Genomic DNA, 19,645 nt, shown 5'->3' with positions numbered 1-19,645 from the left:
CCCGCGCACTGTGAAGTTCCGGCGCGCAGGCCTCAGCTCACGGTCAGGTGAGCACCACTCCCCCGACGATCGGCAGCACCACCTTGCTCACGCCGAGGGAGACGTTCAGCGCGATGCCGCTCGCCCCGGTGTCCTTGGCGATGTAGCCGTTGTGGTTGGTGACGAGCACGATGCCGATGCGGTGCCCCGCCGGGATCAGCGCGTCCCTGGCGTGCAGCTTCCAGGTCACGTCCGCGGTCCCGTTGGTGGGCAACGGGGTCGCGGACTCCAGCGACAGCCTGTTCTTGGTGTCGATGGCGCCCTTGGTCAGCATCGTCGCCGTGACCGCCTGGATGGAGACCTGCGGCGGACGGGCGCATCCGGTGCGGAAGCGCAGATCGGTCTTCGAGCACTTCTCGGTCGAGAGCTGCAGCGGGCTGCGTTCGGTGAGCACGGCTTGAGTGCTCGGGCCGTAGTCGACGAGCACCGCCGTCAACGGGGTCGACGTGCGGTTCGAGGCGATCCTGGCCGTCACGCTGACCTCGCCGGACAGCCGGGCGGCCTGGGTGAGCGGCGGCGTCACGTAGGCGAGCCTGCGCGGGTCGGCCGTCTCCGGGTTGGCCATCATGAGCGACTCGCTGAGGTTCGCGTTGTCTCCCAGGCGTTGCGTGCCGCTGGAGACCGGCGTGGTGGTCAGCGAGCCGGACATGCCACCGGCCGCGGGGCCGAAGTACAGCGTGGTGGCCCTGGTGTCCGGCCGCGGCCAGGCGGCGGACTGCTCCCAGCTGCCGTCCGGTTTCTGCACGTCGGCCATCGGCTCGCTCATGATCCCGTTGTCCGCGCCCTTGAGCCAGTGGTCCATCCAGAGACCCATGACGCGCTGCCACTCGGCCTGGCGGAACGAGATCGGGTCGAGGTGCCCACCGCGGTGCAGCCAGATCTTGCGAGGCACGTTCCGGTCCGCGAGTTCCTTCCACCAGCGGCCGAACTGCGACGGCTTGACGTTCCAGTCCGCCTGGCCGTGCACGACGAACACCGACGCGGACACGTTCTGCGCGCCCGGCCGGTAGTCGCGGGCCTTCCAGAACGACGTGTAGTCGAAGGACTCGTCGCCGTCCTCGGCGGAGAGCTTGTCGAACACCGGCTTGCACTTCGCCTTCTGCGCCGAGCTGACGACGTAGTTGGCCAGGGCCGTCGGGTAGTTGGAGTCCCAGCCCTTGTAGGCGATGCCCTGGTCACGGGCGTACTCGTACCAGCTGGAGATCGCGGCGATCGGCACGATCGTCTTCACGCCGGGGATGTTCGCCGCGGCCGCCGCGTTGGGCAGCGTGCCGTTGTAGGACACGCCGAGCATGCCGACGTTGCCGGTGCTCCAGCTCGCGACCGCCGCTCGTCCGTCGGCGTAGAACGCCTTCGCGCGGCCGTTGAGCCAGTCCACGACCGCGCGGACGCTCGCGGTGTCCTCGGGACCGCCGGTGGTCGGGCAGCCGGTCGAGCGGGAGGTGCCTTGCATCTCCATCTCGACGACGGCGTACCCGCGGGGCACGAAGTACTCGTCGTACCAGCGCCCGAAACCGCGCGGCACGTTCATCGCCGTCGCCGACGCGCCCAGCCCGTAGTAGGGGCTGGCCTCCATCACGATCGGCACTTTCCCTGCCGTGTCCGGCCGCATGACGTCGGCGGCGATCCGGTCGAGCTTGCCGTCCGCGTCACTGTCGATCGTGGACTCGACGTACACCGTCTCGGTGATCGCCGCGGCGGCAGGGGCCGCGGTCGAGACAGGCGTGTAGATCGTCGCGGCCGTGAGCAGGGTGGCCGCGACGAGATAGACCCTTCGCATGAGTTCCTCCGTCGGAGGGCCCGATGAAGCAGCAGGGGTGGAACTCGGGCCCTACGAAGGAATCTCACCGAATCCGGCGGTGTCGCCGGTACGGCCGAAAGATCTGAACCATTACCGGTTTCAGGCGGCGACGAGTTCCTTCTCGCGCTCGGGGGTCTTGACCTTCTTGTTCGGCAGCGACAGGCGGAAGACCTTGTGCCACGCGGAGAAGACCTGCTTGGGCAGCGGGCCGGTGACGTACTCCAGCTCGTACTTGTCGAACAGCGCGCGCACCTTGACCGCGACCTCGGCGTACCGGTTGCTCGGCAGGTCGGGGAACAGGTGGTGCTCGATCTGGTGCGACAGGTTGCCGGACATGAAGTGCATGGCCTTGCTGCCGCTGATGTTCGCGGAGCCCATCATCTGGCGCAGGTACCACTGGCCGCGCGTCTCGCCCTTGATGGACCGGCGCTCGAAGGTCTGCACGCCCTCGGGGAAGTGACCACACATGATCACCGAGTGCGACCAGAGGTTGCGGACCAGGTTCGCGGTGAACGTCGCGGCGAGCGTGGTCAGGAACGACGGGCCCGACAGCAGCGGGTGGATCACGTAGTCCTTGAGCACCTGCTTGCGGATCTTGCGGCCGACCGCCCTGGCCCGCGCGCGGAACTCGGGGTTGTTGCGGCGGCGCTTGTGCAGGTTCTTGCCGAGCTCCAGGTCGTACGCGGCGATGCCGTACTCGAAGAAGCAGGCGTTGATGAAGTTCCAGAACGGCTGCGCGAGGTAGATCGGGTGCCACTTCTGGTCCTCGTCGACGCGCATGATGCCGTACCCGAGGTCGTTGTCCTTGCCGATCACGTTGGTGTACGTGTGGTGCAGCTCGTTGTGCGAGTGCTTCCACTGGTCGGCGGGCGAGACGTGGTCCCACTCCCAGGTGGTGGAGTGGATCTTCGGGTCGCGCATCCAGTCCCACTGGCCGTGCAGGACGTTGTGGCCGATCTCCATGTTGTCCATGATCTTGGCCACGGACAGGCCGGCGGTGCCGATGATCCACGCCGGCGGGAAGAGCGAGAACAGCAGGATGCCGCGGCTGGCCAGCTCGAGCTTGCGCTGCGCCGAAATGACCTTGCGGATGTAGGCGGCGTCCTTCTCACCACGGCTGGCGATGACCTCGTCGCGGATCGCGTCGAGCTCGCGGCCGAGCTCCTCGATCTGGTCGGCGGTCAGGTGGGCGGTGGGGTCGATGGCGGTCATGAAGCTCGCTTTCCAAAGCAGTGGCTGGGGGTCGGGCCACTTCACGGGGGGAGAGAAAGTCTTTGGTGGCGCGGTCAGCGTTCGAGGTCGCAGGGGCCCGCCGCGGCGGACACACAGGTCTGGATCAGCACGCCCTTGTCGCCCTCGGTGATCTCACCGGTGCGCAGGTCGCGGACGGCACCCGACTTGAGCGGCGTGACGCAGCCGAAGCAGATGCCCATGCGGCAGCCCGACTTCATCAGGACGCCGGCTTCCTCGCCGACGTTCAGCAGCGGCGTGGCACCGTCGGCGGCGACGGTCTTGCCGGTCGTGCTGAACGTGACCTCGCCACCCTCACCGGCGACGACGACGCTGGGGCGGAACCGTTCGGTGTGCAGGCTCTCGGGCTTCGCGTGCTGGGCCCAGTGCGCCTCGGCGGCGTCGAGCAGGCCGGCCGGGCCACAGGCCCAGGTCTCGCGCTCGGCCCAGTCGGGCACGAGCTCGTCGAGACGGGCGAGGTCGAGCATGCCGTCGGTGTCGGTGTGCAGTTCGACCAGGCGCAGTTTCTCGTCCGCGACCAGGTCGTGCAGGTCGTTGCGGAAGATCACGTCCTGCTTGCGCGGCGCGGAGTGCACCATCACGACGTCGGCGAACTCGGTGTCGCGGAGCATGCCCATCGCGGGTGTGATGCCACTGCCGGCGGTCAGGTACAGCACCTTCGCGGGCCTGGCCTTCGGCAGCACGAACTCGCCGCAGGCCTGGTCGAGGTGCACCAGCGTGCCCGGCTTCACCCGGCGGACCAGGTGGTTGCTGACCTTGCCGTCCGGGATGGCCTTCACGGTGATCGTGATGCGGCCGTCCGTCCGGCTGGTCGGCGATGTCACCGAGTACGCACGCCACAGGCGCACGCCGTCGACGTCCACGCCGATCCGGATGTACTGGCCGGCGACGTGGCCGCGCCAGCCCCGGCCGGGCCGGATCACGATGGTGGCGGCGTCCTCTGTCTCGGGGTGCACGGCCTCGATGCGACCGCGCAGGTCGGCGCCCGCACGCAGCGGGCTGACCAGGTCGAGGTAGTCGGACGGCAGCAGTGGCGTCGTGACCAGCTCAAGCAGTTTCCACGCCCTGCTGCGGAGGGCGGTACTCGTCATGACTCCAGCTTGATGCGCCTCAGGGCGTAAAGTCCTGTCCGTAGGACGTGAATCTGGCCAACTGAATTGTTCGCAGGGAACAAATCGTGAGTCATGCAATACGGCGGGCCACCGAACTGGGCCTGGATGAGACAACAGTCACCGCGTTGCGCGCGGCCCTGAAGACAACCGCGGACGAAGTCGTCGAAGCCATCATCGACGAAGTGCCGAGCTACGCGGGCGCACTTTCCGGCCGCATGGGTGGCACTATCCGCCGTGCGGTTCGCACGGCGCTCGGACACTACTTGGATTTGGCCGGCGGCACAGCCACCAGCGGCGACGCGGGCGACGCCGCCTACGAACTGGGCCGCGGCGAGGTCCGCGACGGCCGATCGATGGACGCGCTGCTCAGCGCCTACCGCGTAGGCGCACGCGTGGCCTGGCGCGGCCTGGCCGAAGGCGCGGTCTCCGCAGGCCTGCCCGCCGAGGAAGTAGCGAAGTTCGCCGAACTGACCTTCGCCTACATCGACGAACTGTCCGCCGCCAGCGCCGCCGGTCACGCCGACGAACTGGCCGCCCGCGGCCTCGCACACGAGCGTCACCTGGAACAACTGGCCCGCGACCTGCTCGCCGGCGCGGGCGCCGAGGTGCTGCTCGCCTCCGCCCAGCGCGCCGGCTGGACCCCGCCGGACTCCCTGACCGCCGTCCTGCTGCCCGCCGCCCAGACCCGCCCGGCCTACCGGATGCTCGACTCCTCCACCCTCGTGCTGGACGACCTGCCGGACTCGACCGGGATGCTGCTGGTGCCCGACGCCGACCGCGGGCATCTCTTGAGGCTGCTGACCGTCCGCACGGCCGTTGTCGGCCCAGCGCGCCCATGGATGCGTGCAGCCGCCTCGTACGCACGGGCCGTACGCGCACGTTCCGCGTCCCCCGACATCCGCGACACCGAGGAACACCTGGTCGAGCTGGTCCTGACCGCCGACGCCGACGCATACGCAGACCTCCGTGCGCGCGCGCTCGCACCGTTGCGGACGTTGCCCGCCACCTCGGCCCGACGGCTGGAGGAGACGCTCCGGGCGTGGTTGCTGCACCACGGGCGGCGGGAGGAGGTGGCGACGGCGTTGTTCGTGCACCCGCAGACCGTGCGGTACCGGATGGGGCAGCTGCGCGACCTGTTCCCGGACCTCAACTCGCCGCAACGCGTGCTCGAGCTGACGCTCGCGCTGGGGCTGCGCGAGCGTTGAGGGGCGGTGCCGCGGGACAGCTCCGCGACCACTGCCCCGCACTCACCACAGGTTCGTGAACCGATCCTCAGCGCTCGGCCAGCCCGAGCGCTGAGCCAGGCGCCGGCCGAGCGCCGGGTCAGGCGCCGAGCGGCTTGCGGACCTCGGCGGCCTTCGCGGGGCCGTACATCTGGTTCAGCACCCCGTCCAGGAACTGCTCGGGGGTCAGGTTCTGCTGCTTCGCCACCTCCGCGTAGGCGGAGTCGGCGAGGTCGAGCAGCGGCTGCAGGTCGAGCTTCCACGTGCCGTCCTCGCGGACGAAGCGGAACTTGTACGGGGCCACCTGGCCGCGGGCGAGCACCTCGGCGGAGGCCGTGTCGCCGCTGGCCGTGATCTTGCCGAGTTCGAGGTTGTTGATGCCCTTCTCCCCCACCAGGCCCCTGTCGATCGAGACCTTCACCAGTTCCTTCGGCGACGCGGTGCGCAGGATCGCGGGGTCCACCGAGCCGCGCAGGGTGTACACGGCGGCCCGCTTGCCCAGCGGTGCGGTGGAGAGGTCCTGTTCGGTGGCGGTGAGCGCGAGCTTCCGGAAGTCGTCGTAGGTGTCGAAGATGGGCTTCGCCAGCACCGACACGCCAGTGGTGCCGTCCTTGGCCAGCGCGGCCTTCGTGTAGGTCTCGAAGGCCGCGCGGACGGCCGGCGACTCGTCGGCCGACGGGGTCGGGCTCGGCGTCGAGGTCTGGGTGGGCGTGGTGGTCGGTGCCTGTGCGCAGGCGGTCGCGAGCAGGCAGAGGGCTACCACGATGAGTCGCTTCACGCACTGAAGCGTAGGGGTCCTTGGGAAGCTATTTGCCGAAACGCGACAGGGTCGTCCTCAGGACTGGTTGCGGCGATCTTGTGCCACGATGGCCTGCGTGGACCGCCGCAGGTTTCTCCGAGTCGCGGGACTGGCGAGCGCGGGTGTGGCGCTCACCGCCTGCACCACCTCCGGAGGGCCATCGGCGCCTCCGTCCAGTTCGTCCGTTTCAAGTGGACCGCCGGACTGGTCCGCCTTGCGCGCCAAGCTGTCCGGCAGGCTGGTGCTGCCCGGCGACGACGGCTTCACCTACCAGGGCTTCAACCCCGTGTGGGACGCGCGAAAACCCGCCGCCGTCGCCCGTTGCACCTCCGCGGCCGACGTACGAGCTTGTGTGGAAGCAGCCAGACTCCGTGCGCCGATCGCCGCCCGCAGCGGTGGCCACAGCTACGCCGGCTACTCCTCGCCGGAGAACGGCCTGCAGATCGACCTGCGCGGCCTCGCCGGCGTCGAGGTGCTGCCCGGTGACCAGGTCCGCGTCGGCGCCGGCGCTCAGCTCGGCGAGGTGGCCCGCGTGCTCGCGGAAGCCGGCCGCTGCCTGCCCACCGGCACGTGCCCGTCCGTCGGCGTCGCCGGCCTCACGCTCGGCGGCGGCATCGGCGTGCTGTCCCGCAAGTACGGCCTGACCTGCGATCACCTCGTCTCGGCGACCGCGGTCACCGCGGACGGCCGGCTGGTCACCACGTCCGCGCAGCAGGAGCCCGACCTGTTCTGGGCGCTGCGAGGCGGTGGCGGCGGCAACTTCGCGATCGTGACCGAGTTCGTGTTCTCGACCGCGCCCGCCCCGGACGTCACGGTGTTCTCGCTGCAGTACCCCGCCGGAGTCGCCGCGGACGTGCTCGGCGCGTGGCAGGGCTGGATCGCGCAGACACCGAACGAACTGTGGTCCAACGTCGTCGTGCGCGGCGGCCCCCAGCCGACCTGCCGGGTCGGCGGCTGCTTCATCGGGTCCGCCGGCGACCTCGCCGGGCTGCTGACCGCGTTGCCCGCCGCTCCCGAGCGGTTCATCCAACCGAAGAGCTACCCGGAGGCCACCCGCTACTTCGTGGGCGGCCCGATCGACCGCGAGTCGTTCGTGGCGTCGTCCCGCATCGTGCGCTCGCCGATCAGCGACCCCGGCCGCGCGGTGAACCTGATGGCGGGCCAGTCCGACGAGTCGTACCTGATCTTCGACAGCCTGGGTGGCGCGGTGTCGGACGTCGCGGCGAACGCCACCGCGTTCCCCCACCGGGACGCCCTCGCCTGCGCCCAGCTCTACTTCAAGACACCGCCCGAGGCCGCGGCGGAGGCGGCCAGGGCGATGGGGCAGGCGCGCGACGGGCTCGGTGCGCTGGTCGGCGACACCGGGTACGTCAACTACATCGACCCGCGGCTGCCGCGCTGGGCCGAGGCCTGCTACGGGGCCAACCTGGGGCGGTTGCGGGAGATTGTGGCGAAGTACGACCCGGACAAGGTGTTCGCTTTCGCCCAGTCCGTGCCGCGCTGAGTCCTGTTAGGACCCTGAGCGAAGATGGTCGCATGAACTCGTTGCTGCTCGCCGCCGCGCTCGCCATGGTCTTGCGCTCACTCGCGGCGTCCCGGCTCGACAGGTGGAGCCTCGGCGCGCCCATCGTGATGGTGCTGGCCGGCGTCGCGGTCGGGCTGCTCAACGAGAACTCCATCGCCGAGGGCCTGAACACCGAGTCGATGCAGCACGCGGCGGAGATCATCCTCGCGGTGCTGCTGTTCGTCGACGCCACCGAGGTGCGCGCGGGCCGGTTGTGGGGCGCCTACCCCGGCCTCGTGGCCAGGGTGCTGCTGGTGGCCATGCCGATCAGCCTCGCGCTGGCCGCGTTGCTGGGCTGGCTGTTGTTCCCGGGCCTGCCGTGGGCGGTGTTGCTGCTGGTCGCGTGCGTGACGGTGCCGACGGACTTCGCCCCGGCGGAACGGGTGGTGCGCGATCCGGCGTTGTCGGTGCGGGTGCGCAGCACGTTGAACGTCGAGAGCGGCTACAACGACGGCATCGTCTCGCCGTTGTTCCTCTTCGCGTTGATCCTGGCGGGCGACGACTCGCAGGAACGCACACCGCTCGAAGCCCTGGGAACGGTCCTGCCGTTCGCGGTCAAGGCGATCGTCGCCGGTGTCGTGATCGGCGCGGTGCTCGGGTGGCTGATGGACCGGGCGCACCAGGCAGGCTGGGTCACCGACCAGTCCGCACGGGTCGCTGTGCTGCTCGCGCCGCTGCTGACCTTCACCGCGACCGTGGCCATCGACGGCAACGGGTTCGTCGCGTCGTTCGTCTGCGGCATCGCGTTCCGGTACGTGCACCGGCTGCTCAAGGCCCGGCGAGTCCACAACGGACGCGCCGAGGCCAGGACCGACGTGTTGAACACCGATCTGCACCTGCTGGAGGACGTCACCGGGCTGCTGACGATGACCATGTGGTTCGTGGTGGGCATCGCCTCCGTGCTCATCTTCTCCCTGGGCGTCTCGTGGCAGGAGCTGCTGTTCTGCGCCGCTGTCCTCACCGTGATCCGCCTCGTCCCCGTGCTCCTCGCCTTCTCGCGCTCACGGTTGTCCGGGCGTGAACGGGTGCTGGTCGGCGCGCTGGGGCCGCGCGGCACGACGACGATCGTGTTCGGCTTGCTGGCGTTCAACAAGCTGCCGGAGGGATCGGCGGCCGACACGATCCTGACCATCACGGTGATCTGCGTGCTGGGCAGCGTCGTGCTGCACGGCATCGGCGCAGGGCCGGTGGCGCTGCTGCTGGCCAAGCGCTCAAAGACTCCGGCTGAAGTGGAACGCCGGGATGACGTACCCGGAGTTGAGGTATAGCCGGTGCGCGTCGTGGCGGTGCGTTGCGGAGTCGAGCTGGACCGACGTGCAGCCGAGGCGGCGGGCTTCTTCGTCCACCCACTTCAGCAGGGCACCCGCGTGCCCCTGCTTGCGCGCCGACGGCAGCGTTGTCATGTCGTCGATGTAGATGTGCGAGCCCGCGTAGAGGTTCGTCATGTGGCGGAATCCCGCTGCCGCGACCACCTGGCCGCTCGCGTCGAAGGAGGCCACGATCCGGTAGCCCTCCTTGCGCTGCGCGCGAACCACGTCGACGTACTGGTCGACGGAGGTGAGGTGCGGGCGGAGTGCGCGAATCGCGTCGTAGGCCAGTGCGGTGTCCGCGTCGTCCAGCTCGGCGATGGTGTGTTCGGTGGTCACACCGATCATGCTCGCCGAGGAAGTGGCATCTCAGTAGACCCATTCAGGACGTTTACTGAGATGCCACTTCAGGCGTGATCGGTTACGGGGTCAGGTTGAGGGTCCAGGTGTCGATCGTGCCGGTGTCCTGCGCCGCCAGGTCGCGCACGCGAAGCTTCCACGTGCCGTTGGCGGCCTCACCGGACAGATTGACCGGGTACGTCTGGTTGATGTTGTCCGCCGAACCACCGGTGCGGTTGTGCAGCGTGTACGACGAGCCGTCCGGCGCGATCAGGGCGACCGTCAGGTCACCGATGTAGGTGTGCCGGATGTTCACCGCCACCGTGGCCGCGGTGGACGGCGTGGAGGAGCACCCGGAGATCACGACGTCGCTGTCGACCGCGGCACCCGCGTCCGGAACGGCGACGTCGTTCGGGTTGGTGCCGTTGCAGCTGCCGCCACCACCGCCGGTGACGGTCAGGGTGTAGGTCGCGGTGCGGGACACCGAACCGGCCGCGGTGATCGTGACCGGGTAGGTGCCCGCCGGGGTCGACGCCGTGGTGCTGATCGTCAGCGTCGAGCTCGCGCCGGTGCTGACCGAGGCCGGGTTGAACGAAGCCGTTGCGCCAGAAGGCAGACCGGAGGCGGACAGCTGCACGGTCTGCGCGTCACCGCTCACGGTCTGGGTCGCGACGGTGGCCGTGGCCGAAGAACCCGCCGCCACCGAACCCGAGGAGGGCGACACGGCCACGGAGAAGTCCGCACCCGGCGTGCTGCTGCCGACCGCCGACTTCCACAGGGTGTAGGCGATGCCGTCGACCGCGCGGTTGAGGTGGGTGTCGCTGATGTTGGCCGTGGTGTCGCAGGCCCGGTGGTAGCACGGGTCGAACGCGCCGCCCGCGGTGCCGCCCCACTTCGTCGCCTGGGCCGACGTCTTGGTGGCGCTGGCGCCCATGGCGTAGCCGGACGCGGGGATGCCCGCGTTGGTGAAGGACGCGTCGTCGGAACGGTTGCGGCCCTCGGTGTTCTCCTCCGGCGACAGGCTCAGGGAGTCCCAGTAGGCCTTCATGTGCACCGACTGGGTGGAGTTGATGTTGTTGATGAAGTAGCCGCCGTTGACCGAGCCCACCATGTCGAAGTTGTGGTAGGTCTTGATCTTTGCGCGCTCCGTGCTCGGCAGCTGGGAGACGTAGAAGCGCGAGCCGTTCAGGCCCTGCTCCTCGTCGGTCCACCAGCCGAACCGGACCTTGTTCAGCATGGTCGGGTTCGTGCGGGAGAGCACGAGCGCGGTCTCGAGCAGCGCGGAGGAGCCGGAGGCGTTGTCGTTGATGCCGGGGCCCGCGGAGACGGAGTCCAGGTGGGCGCCGAACATGTAGACGTTGTTCGCGTTGCCGCCCGGCCACTCGGCGATCACGTTCGGGCCGGCGCCGGTGGTGCAGCCGGAGGTGCACGGCTGTTCGGTCACGGCGAACCCGGCCGCGGTGAGCTTGTCCTTCACGTACGTCACCGACGCGCGGTAGCCGGCCGTGGTCGAACGCCGGTTGCCGCCGTTCTGCGTGGCGATGGTGCTGAACTGGGTCAGGTGCTGCTTGACCGCCGCGATGTCGATGTCGGGGATCTGCGGCGCGGTGCCGCCGGTGACGGTCAGCGAGTAGGTCGCGGTCCTGGTCGTGCTGCCCGCGGCCCGCACGGTCACCGGGTAGGTGCCCGACGGCGTGGACGCGCTGGTCGCGATCGTCAGCGTCGAGTTCGTGCCGGTGGTGACGGACGCCGGGTTGAACGACGCGGTGGCGCCGGAGGGCAGGCCACTCGCGGTGAGCTGGACGGTTTGCGCCTGACCGCTGGTGGTCTGCGTCTGCACGGTCGTCGTGGCCGACGAGCCCGCCGCGACCGAACCGGAGGCAGGCGACGTGGCGACGGAGAAGTCGTTGGCCGGGGTGGAGCCGAGGTTCAGCGACCAGGAGTCGATCCGGCCGGTGTCGTTGGCCGCGTTGTCGTTGACCCGCAGCTTCCACGTGCCGTTCGAGGTCTCACCCGACAGGTTGACGGTGTAGGTCTGGTCGATGTTGTCCGCCGAACCGCCGGTGCGGTTGTGCAGGACGTAGGCGGAACCGTCCGGTGCGATCAGGGACACCTGGAGGTCGCCGATGTAGGTGTGCACGATCTTCACCGGCACGGTGCTGGTCGCCGACGGGACCGACGGGCAGTCGGTGATGGTGAGCGGCGACTCCACGGTGGTGTTGTCGCCGATCGCCACGTCACCGTCGTTGGTGCCGGAGCAACCGGCCAGTGGCGCGGCGGCCGCAGGGACGACCATCGCTGCCGCGACCACCACGGTTGCCAGCGTGGTGGACAGCACGGATCTTCTTCGCACTGTGGGGCTCCTTCGCAGGGATTGCAGGGTCAGGCGAACGTAACCTCGCCGACCCGCCCCGACATCAGGCCGTTCGGATGGTTGTCACCGCCATTTACATCAAGCTGGTTTGATGTATCGTGGCGGCATGGCCGCGCCGGAGTTCCTGCGGATGGCCGCCCATCCGCTCAGGTGGCAGCTGCTGACCGAGTTGGCCGGCAGCGACCACCGCGTGCGCGAACTGACCGAACGCGTGCGTGAGCCGCAGAACCTGGTCTCCTACCACCTGCGGCTGCTGCGCGACGGCGGCCTGGTCACCTCGCGGCGCAGCACGTTCGACGGCCGCGACACGTACTACCACCTCGACCTCGACCGCTGCGGCACCCTGCTCACCGGCACGGGTGCCGCGCTGCACCCGGCGCTGGAGCTCCAGGCGAGCCCGGCACCGTTGTCCCTCAACGGAGTCCGGGTGCTCTTCGCCTGCACCGGCAACAGCGCGCGTTCGCCGATCGCCGAGGCTCTGCTGCGGCAGCGCGCGCCCGGGATCAAGGTCACCAGTGCGGGCAGCCGTCCCCGGCAGCAACCGCATCCGCACGCCGTCCGGGTGCTGCGCGAGGAGTTCGGCATCGACGTGTCCGGCAGGAGCCCTCGCTCGCTCGACGCCGTCCGCGCGAGCTTCGACCACGTGATCACCTTGTGCGACAAGGTGCGCGAGGTCTGCCCGGAGTTCGAGGGCACGCACCGGCCGGTCCACTGGAGCATCCCGGAGCCGACCGGCTACCCGGAGTTCGTCAGCACCGCCGCGGAGATCGACACCCGCGTCCGCCATCTGCTGCCCGTCCTCGCCGCGGCAGCGCGTCAGAAGGGGTGAACGATGACCGACCAACTCGCCAGTGTCCGTTACCTCGTCGACGACGTCCAAGCCGCCGTCGACTTCTACACCGTCCACTTCGGATTCGCCGTGCGCACCGACGCCGCGCCCGCGTTCGCCGACGTGGTGCGCGGGCCGCTGCGCCTGCTGCTGTCCGGACCGGCCAGCTCCGGCGCCCGTGCCACCCCGGCGGACTCGCTCGCCGCCGGCCGCAACCGCGTCCACCTCGTCGTGGACGACCTCGACGCCGAGATCACCCGGCTGCGCGCGGCGGGCGTGTCCTTCGCGAGCGACCTGGTCAGCGGGCCCGGCGGGCGGCAGATCCTGCTCACCGACCCCGCGGGCAACCTCGTCGAGCTCTTCCAGCCCGCCGGCTGAGGCTCAGCGCGGCCAGCGCAGGTGGTGGTCGTCGATCCGGAATTCGTGCGAATGCCTCCACACCCCGCCGGCGAGCACCGCGTCGTGCAGATGTTCGTGCTGCGGTTCGAGGTCGTGGTGGTCGTGTTCGACGACTTCCGGATCGCGTGCGGGCCAGAGCCTCCACGCGACGACCGCGCCCGTCGCGGTGAGCACGCCGAGCACGAGGAAGGCGGCGGTCATGTTCACCGCCGTGGCGACCCAGCCCGCCAGCGGGTAGCAGAGCAGCCAGCACGCGTGGGACAGCGCGAAGTCGGCGGCGAACAACGCCGGCCGGTCCGCCGGATCGGCCGACCGGCGCAGCAGACGCGCGCCGGGCGTGAGGGCCAGTGAGCACCCGGCACCGATCAACGCCCACACGAGCAGCAACACCTGCCAGTCCGCGGCGAACAGCGCGCCGGCGAACAACAAGGCGAACAACGCCGCCGCGGCCCGCAGCACCACTGCGCGGTCGGTGAAGCGTTCGAGCAGTCGGGGCAGGGCGAACGCCGCCACGAGCGAACCGGCGCCGTTGACCGCGAGAGCGATGGCAACGTCGGACGCGTCGCGCCCGAGCCCGTCCCGCACGTACGCGACGGTGTTCACGAACACCATCGATCCGGCGGCCGCGGCGGCGAGGTGCACGGCCAGCAGCCCGCGCAGCCGTGGCGTGGCGAGGTAGATGCGGATGCCGCGGGTCGTGGTGTCGTACCACTTGCGGGGCAACGGTTCCGGCTGCGGCACGAGCGTGGACAGCACCAGCAGGGCCGACGCCGCGAACCCGATCGCGGTGCCGAGGAAGAGCTGGTGGAAGCTCACCAGTGCCAGCGCCAGCGCGGCCAGCGCGGGACTGAGCAGGCTCTCCAGGTCGTAGGTCATCCGGGACAACGTGATGGCGCGGGTGTAGTCGCGTTCGTCGGGCAGCACGTCCGGAATGGTCGACTGGAACAACGGCGTGAAAGCCGCGGATGCCGCCTGGAGCAGGAAGATGAGGACGTAGACCTGCCAGACCTCGTCGACCCACGGCAGCGCCACCGCCACGCCGGCCCTGACCACGTCGAGCGCGACCAGCACCGCCCGGCGGGGCAACGCGCCGAGCAGGGCCGCCGCGATCGGCGCCACCCCGACGTAGGCGATCATCTTGATCGCCAGCGCGGTTCCGAGCACCGCTCCCGCGTCGGCTCCGGCGATGTCGTACGCCAGCAGGCCCAGCGCGACGGTCGCCAGTCCCGTCCCGGTCAGCGCCACGACCTGGGCGCCGAACAGGTTCCGGTACGTGCGGTTGCGCAGGACGGAAATCACGGCGGAACTATAAGCACGCCAACAGGTTTGCGTCGACGGTGCAACAGCCGAAGCATGGCAACAACCAGACTCTGGCCGTATCGACGCCGAGCACGATCCGTCCACCACGGACGGTGTTGCCCAGGAGCTGTTGGTAGTGGCAAAGTGCTTGTTGATGTTGAGTTGGCGGTACTTGCAGACGCCATCAGGGCCAGGCGACGGTCCCTTGCCGCGTAACTACCTCGCCAACGCTCCGCTAGATTCCGTGTCGATCCCGCCTCCCCGGAAACGAGCCCCATGATCGACCTGCTGCCGACGGTGCTGACCGTCCTCGCGCTGGCCGGCGCCGCCTGGTCGGTCGCGCTGATCGTGCTGAACAAACCGCTGCTGCCGGTGACCAAGCCGAAGCTCGGCCTGGCGGCGGTGCTCGCCCTGCTCGAGGTCGGGCTGCTGGTCCAGGCGGTGGCCGGGATCGTGAAGATGGCCGGGCTGGACCGCGAGATCGACAAGTTCTCGTTCGTCGGCTACCTCGTCGGCCCCGTGGTGATCCTCCCGCTCGCCCTGATGTGGTCGGCGGCCGAACGCACCCGCTGGAGCGGCGGCGTGCTGGCGGTCGCCTGCCTGAGCGTGCCGGTGATGATCGTGCGGCTGGGACAGATCTGGGCCGGACATGCGTGACGCGGCCACCCGTCAGGGCCCCGGCCGCATGTTGATCGCGGTCTACGGCATCTTCGCCATCGCCGCGACCTCCCGGTCCGCCGTGCAGCTCATCACGCGGTTCGACCAGGCACCGGTCGCGTACCTGCTGTCGGCGTTCGCCGCCGTCGTGTACGTGCTGGCCACCATCACGCTCGCGCTCAACGCACGCCGGGTGGCGCTCGTGGCGTGCGCGATCGAACTCATCGGCGTGGTCACGGTCGGGTTCGTCAGTCTTTTCGTGCCGCGGGCGTTCCCGGACGCGACGGTGTGGTCGACGTTCGGCATCGGCTACGGCTTCATCCCGCTCGTGCTGCCCGTGCTCGGCCTGCTCTGGTTGCGGAAGACGGCGTGAGCGTCGACTACGACATCAGGGTGGCCGCGATCGACGACCTCGGTGGCGCGCGGGCGGTGATGCTCGACGCTCTCTACCGCGACTTCGGCACCGGATACGTGCCGCGGTGGCACGAGGACGTGATCGACCTCGCCGGGCACTACCTCACGCCGGCCCGCCACACCCTGCTGGTCGCCGTCGACGAGCAGAGCGTGATCGTCGCGACCGCGGCACTGGACTCACGCGGCCCGCGACAGCCCGAGTGGCTCGCCGAGCGCTATCCCCGCGGGGAAACGGCCCAGCTGCGGCGCGTGTACGTGCGCCCGGAGCACCGCAGGCGCGGTCTCGCCCGTTCACTGGTGACCGAACTGCTGGAGTTCGCACGGGCGGACGCCGGCTACCGCTCGGTCTACCTGCACGCCTACCGCCACTCCCCCGGCGCGCTGGATCTGTGGCGCACGCTGGGGAAGGTGGTGTGGGAGGACGAGGACGGCGTGGTGCACTTCGAGATCGCCTGAGCACCGGTCATGCGCGCCGTCGCCGGCCGCCGTCGCCTCGGGGGTGGCGACGACGGCCGGCGACAACAGGACCAGCGCACGGAGAAGGCTTTCATCGTGCGCGTCTGTCCTTTCCGGATGGTCTACAGAGCCGGGTACGCGTTGCGCATGAGCTCCTGGAACTGCGAGGAGAACCAGTGACCGGACAGCGGCGCGTCGCCCAGCGAACCGGACATGCTGTTGCCGTTGCGCGGGTTGCCGGTGTACGTCGGGTCGCACATCCGGTCGAAGCCCTTGCCCTCGTTGTTCGGGATCTCCTTGCTCGCGCCGTCCGACTCACCCGGCGGCTTGATCCACACGTAGGCGTCGACACCGGCCTCCGGCGCCGCCTTGGGCCGCTCGCCCAGACCGGCACCGGACTGGTTGCACCAGTTGCCCAGGTGGATGCGGCGGTCGAGCCTGCCGCCGTTGACGAACGCGTCCGCCGTCGTGCGCGGGCCGGGTCCGGTGGGACGGGCCGCGCCGCCCCAGCCGTTGCGGCTGGTGTCGATCAGCATGCCGACGCCCGCGTCGAAACCGGCCTGCACCGCACGCTGCCGGAACGCCTGCGCGTAGCCGAGTTCGTCGATGTAGCGGTTCCAGTCGACCCACTTGGCCTTCTCGCGGACGACCTCGCCGTTGATGTTGTCGTCGACCTTGAAGTACGGCTCCTTCAGGATGCCGTAGTTGGCGGTGTTGGCGATGAAGCCGTGCACGTTCGCTTTGGTGCTGCCCTGGGCGTTCGCCGCCTGGAACAACAGCTCGGCCGTCGGGCCGAAGTTGTCGTCCCAGCCCAGCCAGCCGTGGTGGCCGACGTCGAGGTAGTTGTAGACGTTCGGGACCGCGCCGAGCTTCGCCAGCGCGTAACCGACACCGGTGACGTAGTTGCCGTTGGCCTTCATCGTGTCGCACTGCGGCGTGAACGTCGGCCGCGGCGTGACGTTGGTGATCAGGTTCGGCAGCGAGTCGATCTCGACCACGGTGACGATCCGCAGGTTCGCGTAGGCGGGCCTGGCGAGGATCGCCGCGATCGGGTCGATGTACTCCGTCTTGTACCTGTCGATCTCGGTGGCCTTGAGCTCACCGTTGGAGGCCAGCGCCGAGCAGTCCCTGCCGGGCAGGTTGTAGATCACCAGCTGGATCACGAGGGGTGAGCCCGCCGCCTGGCGCACCGCGTCGTCGAGGTGCGCGGCCAGGCCGCGCGCGCCGGTGGTGCCGGTGATCGCCGCGATCCGGTCCAGCCACACACCGGTGGGCTGGTTCGCCACGCGCGAGCCGCCCGGTTCGGCGTTCGCCTTGGCCGACCAGTCCGCGTTCACGTACACCTTGGCGTTCGCGTACGGGTTGTCGACGCGGTTGCCGGGGTTCGGGTTGCCGGAGGTGGTCGTCGTGGTGGTCGAGGTCGGCGGTTGCTGGCCGGTGCAGACGGTGCCGTTCAACGAGAAGGACGTGGGGTCCACGTTGCTGGAACCGGTGTAGCTGCCGTTGAAGCCGATCTCGGTCGCCCCGCCGACACCCAGGTTGCCGTTCCACGACATGCTCGTCGCGGTCACGTCGGCGCCCGACTGGGACCAGTTGGCGCTCCAGCCCTGCGTCACCTTCTGCGTGCCGGGGAACGAGAACCTCAGCGTCCACGAGGACAGCGAGTCGCCGAGGTTGGTGATCTTCACCTTGCCGCCGAAACCACCACCGCCCCAGTTGCTCGCGGTGTAGTCGACGCGACAGCCGGGTGCGGCTCCGGCGGAGGGCGCGCTCAGCGCGATCCCCGCGGTAGCGACGGCAGTCGCGACCACCACTCCCGCCGAGGCCCACCGCCTTCGTCCGATGAACGTCATTGTCCCGGATCTCCTTCTGTCATTGGTGTTCGATCTGGAAGGTCCGGGGCGGGTTCGGCGCGCGCGACGAGGAGGGCGCACGCGACCGAACCCGCCACCGGGAGGGCGTCAGTGCCCTCTCACCCTGTGGAACAGGCGGAACCGTTGAGCGTGAAGGACGTCGGGTCCGTCACCGCGCCGGTCGTGCCGGCGTTGAACCCGAAGTTCACCGAGCCACCGGCCGGCACGTCCGCGTTGTACGACGCGCCCTTCGCGGTCGCTTTCCCGTTCGTCACGGTGATCGTGGACGACCAGGCCTGGGTGAGGGTCTGCCCGGCCGGGAAGTCCCAGGCGAGCTGCCAGGCGGGGATCGCGGACGTACCACCGTTGGTGATCTTCACGTTCGCCGTGAAGCCGCCGTTCCACGTGCTCGGTTTGGTGTACGACACCGAACACGCCCCGAGGCTGCCCGTTCTGACCGCGACGCTCGCCGAGGCCGGTGAGGCGTTGCCCGCGGCGTCCAGCGCGACCACGTTCAGCGTGTAGTCGGTGTTCGCGGTGAGCCCGGTGACCGTCGCGGAGTTGCTGCCCGAGGTCGCCACGACCTGGCTGCCGTTGTACACGCGGTACTCCGACACCCCGATGTTGTCCGTGGCCGCCGTCCAGTCGAGCTTCACCGAGTTGCCGGTGATCGTGGACGCGACGGGCGTGCCGGGCGCGGTAGGTGCCTGCGTGTCCGGGGTACCGGTGCCGCCGCCGAACACGACGTCGGAGCAGCTGTAGAACGCCTCCGGGCTGTCGGAGCGCTGCCAGAGCGAGTAGATGACGTGCCTGCCGGACTTGTTGGGCAGCCGCGCCTGCCAGGAGTACTCGCCGCCGGCCAGCGGCGGGTTGGTGATCTTGTCGAATGGCACGGCCTCCAGATCGGACCACTTCAGCGGCTTGGTGACGTCGAAGCCGTCCTTGGTGACGTACTGCTCCCAGGTGCCGGGGTGCGGCGCCCACGCGTTGTAGCGGAAGGTGACGGTGCTGTTCGCGGTCACCCGCGTCGACGGCCAGTCAGCGCGAGGCAGGTTGTAGGCGCTGTACTTCGTGGTGGGGCCGCAGAGGCTGCCGTCCGGGACGATCTCCCGGTGCCGCCCGGCGGCGTTGCTGATCAGGTTGCCGAACCAGTCCCACAGCGGTTGCTTCCCGCCCTGGGCGACCGCCGCGACGCACGCCGGGTTGGTGGGCTGGAGATCGCCGCCACCACCACCGGCGCGGCCGTCCTCGTAGCAGAGGTAGGTGCGGCTGCCGGGCCACGTCATCGAACCGTGCGCCACCGCCGTGCCGCCGGTGTGCACCAGGACCGCGGCCGTGCAGGCGACCACGGTGAACAGCGCTAGTCGTTTCCTCATCTCGGGTACTCCTCAGCCGAAGAGTTCGGTGTGCAGGGAGAACGCGGTGGCTATCTCGGCTTGCGCCCAGAAGCGGTGGTAGGTGAACGTCGGTGCCGGTCCACCGTCCAGATAGGACTGCACCTTCGGCCACTGCGGGTCGTTGCGGAACATCGACCGGATCGACAGGAACGACGCGCCCTGGGCGATCTGGTCGCCGTTGGGCATCCGCCCGGTCCAGCCCGGCGGCACGTACGGACCCTCGCCGTTCGACGCGTTGTAGACGTCGTCGAAACGGTTGTAGTCCGCGCGCGTCTCCGGCGTCGCGATGCCCAGGTTGTCCTGGTGCGACAGCAACGACGTCAGAAGCGCTTCACCGGTGGCCTTCGCCTGGGCGTGCCCGGACTTGGCCGCGTAGTTCAGCAGCACCTTCGCGTACGACGCGGCGATGCCGACGTCCTGGTTCTTCGTCGCCACGCGGACTCGCAGGTTCGCGTTCGCGCCGGGGTTGGTGGCGTTCCACGTGTCCGGCGCGCCCGTCCACTCGAGGTCGGCGGGGATCTGGAAGTTGGTG

General features: G+C 69.6%; 18 protein-coding genes. 8 read left to right on the top strand and 10 right to left on the bottom strand.

The features are described 5' to 3' along the window. Positions 1-43 precede the first annotated feature (43 nt). The 3 genes from SK803_RS24050 to SK803_RS24040 form a co-directional block, all read right to left on the bottom strand. On the bottom strand, positions 44-1,819 hold the full coding sequence (locus SK803_RS24050; protein ID WP_319968334.1) for a CocE/NonD family hydrolase: 1,776 nt from the start codon (positions 1,817-1,819) through the stop codon (positions 44-46). Between the two features lie 120 nt (positions 1,820-1,939). Further along, entirely contained in the window at positions 1,940-3,052 is a 1,113-nt protein-coding gene (locus SK803_RS24045; RefSeq protein ID WP_319968333.1) for a fatty acid desaturase family protein, read from the bottom strand. Between the two features lie 74 nt (positions 3,053-3,126). Next, positions 3,127-4,182 carry a ferredoxin reductase gene (locus SK803_RS24040; RefSeq protein ID WP_319968332.1) on the bottom strand — a complete coding sequence of 352 codons (1,056 nt, stop codon included), beginning with the start codon at positions 4,180-4,182 and terminating at the stop codon, positions 3,127-3,129. Positions 4,183-4,268: 86 nt separating this feature from the next. Here SK803_RS24040 and SK803_RS24035 point away from each other — a divergent pair, with 86 nt between their 5' ends. Then, entirely contained in the window at positions 4,269-5,408 is a 1,140-nt protein-coding gene (locus SK803_RS24035) for a PucR family transcriptional regulator (protein WP_319968331.1), read from the top strand. A 118-nt stretch (positions 5,409-5,526) separates the two neighbouring features. Here the strand turns inward: SK803_RS24035 and SK803_RS24030 are convergent, their stop codons facing one another. After that, positions 5,527-6,204, bottom strand: a complete 678-nt coding sequence (locus tag SK803_RS24030) for a hypothetical protein (RefSeq protein ID WP_319968330.1) — start codon at positions 6,202-6,204, stop codon at positions 5,527-5,529. A gap of 88 nt (positions 6,205-6,292) precedes the next feature. Between SK803_RS24030 and SK803_RS24025 the strand changes: the two genes are divergently transcribed. Both SK803_RS24025 and SK803_RS24020 read left to right on the top strand, forming a co-directional pair. After that, the gene (locus SK803_RS24025) at positions 6,293-7,729 is read left to right on the top strand and encodes an FAD-dependent oxidoreductase (protein WP_319968329.1); all 1,437 of its coding nucleotides are present in this window, start codon (positions 6,293-6,295) and stop codon (positions 7,727-7,729) included. A 32-nt stretch (positions 7,730-7,761) separates the two neighbouring features. Beyond that, positions 7,762-9,057: a cation:proton antiporter gene (locus SK803_RS24020; RefSeq protein WP_319968328.1), complete on the top strand. Its 1,296-nt coding sequence runs from the start codon at positions 7,762-7,764 to the stop codon at positions 9,055-9,057. On the opposite strand, the gene SK803_RS24015 is transcribed toward SK803_RS24020, so the two are convergent. Then, on the bottom strand, positions 9,001-9,435 hold the full coding sequence (locus SK803_RS24015) for a GNAT family N-acetyltransferase (RefSeq protein WP_319968327.1): 435 nt from the start codon (positions 9,433-9,435) through the stop codon (positions 9,001-9,003). The two genes, SK803_RS24020 and SK803_RS24015, sit on opposite strands and share 57 nt — an antisense overlap. A gap of 82 nt (positions 9,436-9,517) precedes the next feature. Next, positions 9,518-11,788: a proprotein convertase P-domain-containing protein gene (locus tag SK803_RS24010; protein WP_319968325.1), complete on the bottom strand. Its 2,271-nt coding sequence runs from the start codon at positions 11,786-11,788 to the stop codon at positions 9,518-9,520. Between the two features lie 127 nt (positions 11,789-11,915). On the opposite strand from SK803_RS24010, the gene SK803_RS24005 reads away from it, so the two are divergent. Both SK803_RS24005 and SK803_RS24000 read left to right on the top strand, forming a co-directional pair. Continuing rightward, positions 11,916-12,638: an arsenate reductase/protein-tyrosine-phosphatase family protein gene (locus tag SK803_RS24005; RefSeq protein ID WP_319968324.1), complete on the top strand. Its 723-nt coding sequence runs from the start codon at positions 11,916-11,918 to the stop codon at positions 12,636-12,638. 3 nt (positions 12,639-12,641) lie between these two features. Continuing rightward, complete coding sequence (locus SK803_RS24000) at positions 12,642-13,016, top strand: VOC family protein (protein ID WP_319968323.1); 375 nt, start codon at positions 12,642-12,644, stop codon at positions 13,014-13,016. Between the two features lie 3 nt (positions 13,017-13,019). On the opposite strand, the gene SK803_RS23995 is transcribed toward SK803_RS24000, so the two are convergent. Continuing rightward, entirely contained in the window at positions 13,020-14,336 is a 1,317-nt protein-coding gene (locus SK803_RS23995) for an MFS transporter (protein ID WP_319968322.1), read from the bottom strand. 276 nt (positions 14,337-14,612) lie between these two features. Here SK803_RS23995 and SK803_RS23990 point away from each other — a divergent pair, with 276 nt between their 5' ends. From SK803_RS23990 to SK803_RS23980, 3 genes are read left to right on the top strand one after another with little or no spacing between them, the layout of a single operon-like run. Further along, on the top strand, positions 14,613-14,993 hold the full coding sequence (locus tag SK803_RS23990) for a hypothetical protein (protein ID WP_319968321.1): 381 nt from the start codon (positions 14,613-14,615) through the stop codon (positions 14,991-14,993). Beyond that, entirely contained in the window at positions 14,986-15,366 is a 381-nt protein-coding gene (locus SK803_RS23985) for a hypothetical protein (protein ID WP_319968320.1), read from the top strand. Before SK803_RS23990 ends, SK803_RS23985 begins: the two co-directional genes overlap by 8 nt. Further along, positions 15,363-15,863 (top strand): GNAT family N-acetyltransferase, encoded by a 501-nt coding sequence (locus tag SK803_RS23980; protein WP_319968319.1) that lies wholly within the window; start codon positions 15,363-15,365, stop codon positions 15,861-15,863. The genes SK803_RS23985 and SK803_RS23980 overlap by 4 nt, the downstream gene beginning before the upstream one ends. A gap of 122 nt (positions 15,864-15,985) precedes the next feature. Here SK803_RS23980 and SK803_RS23975 read toward each other — a convergent pair whose 3' ends face one another. The 3 genes from SK803_RS23975 to SK803_RS23965 all read right to left on the bottom strand — a co-directional run. Then, positions 15,986-17,716 carry a glycoside hydrolase family 6 protein gene (locus SK803_RS23975; protein WP_319968318.1) on the bottom strand — a complete coding sequence of 577 codons (1,731 nt, stop codon included), beginning with the start codon at positions 17,714-17,716 and terminating at the stop codon, positions 15,986-15,988. A gap of 119 nt (positions 17,717-17,835) precedes the next feature. Continuing rightward, a complete protein-coding gene (locus tag SK803_RS23970; RefSeq protein ID WP_319968317.1) occupies positions 17,836-19,092 on the bottom strand; it encodes a lytic polysaccharide monooxygenase in 1,257 nt (418 codons plus the stop codon). A gap of 12 nt (positions 19,093-19,104) precedes the next feature. Continuing rightward, the coding region (locus SK803_RS23965; RefSeq protein ID WP_319968316.1) for a glycoside hydrolase family 48 protein at positions 19,105-19,645 on the bottom strand (541 nt) is incomplete at its 5' end.

It is taken from the genome of Lentzea miocenica, assembly GCF_033949945.1.
Classification (GTDB): Bacteria; Actinomycetota; Actinomycetes; order Mycobacteriales; family Pseudonocardiaceae; genus Lentzea; species Lentzea miocenica.
This window is presented reverse-complemented; position numbering and strand designations above follow the sequence as displayed.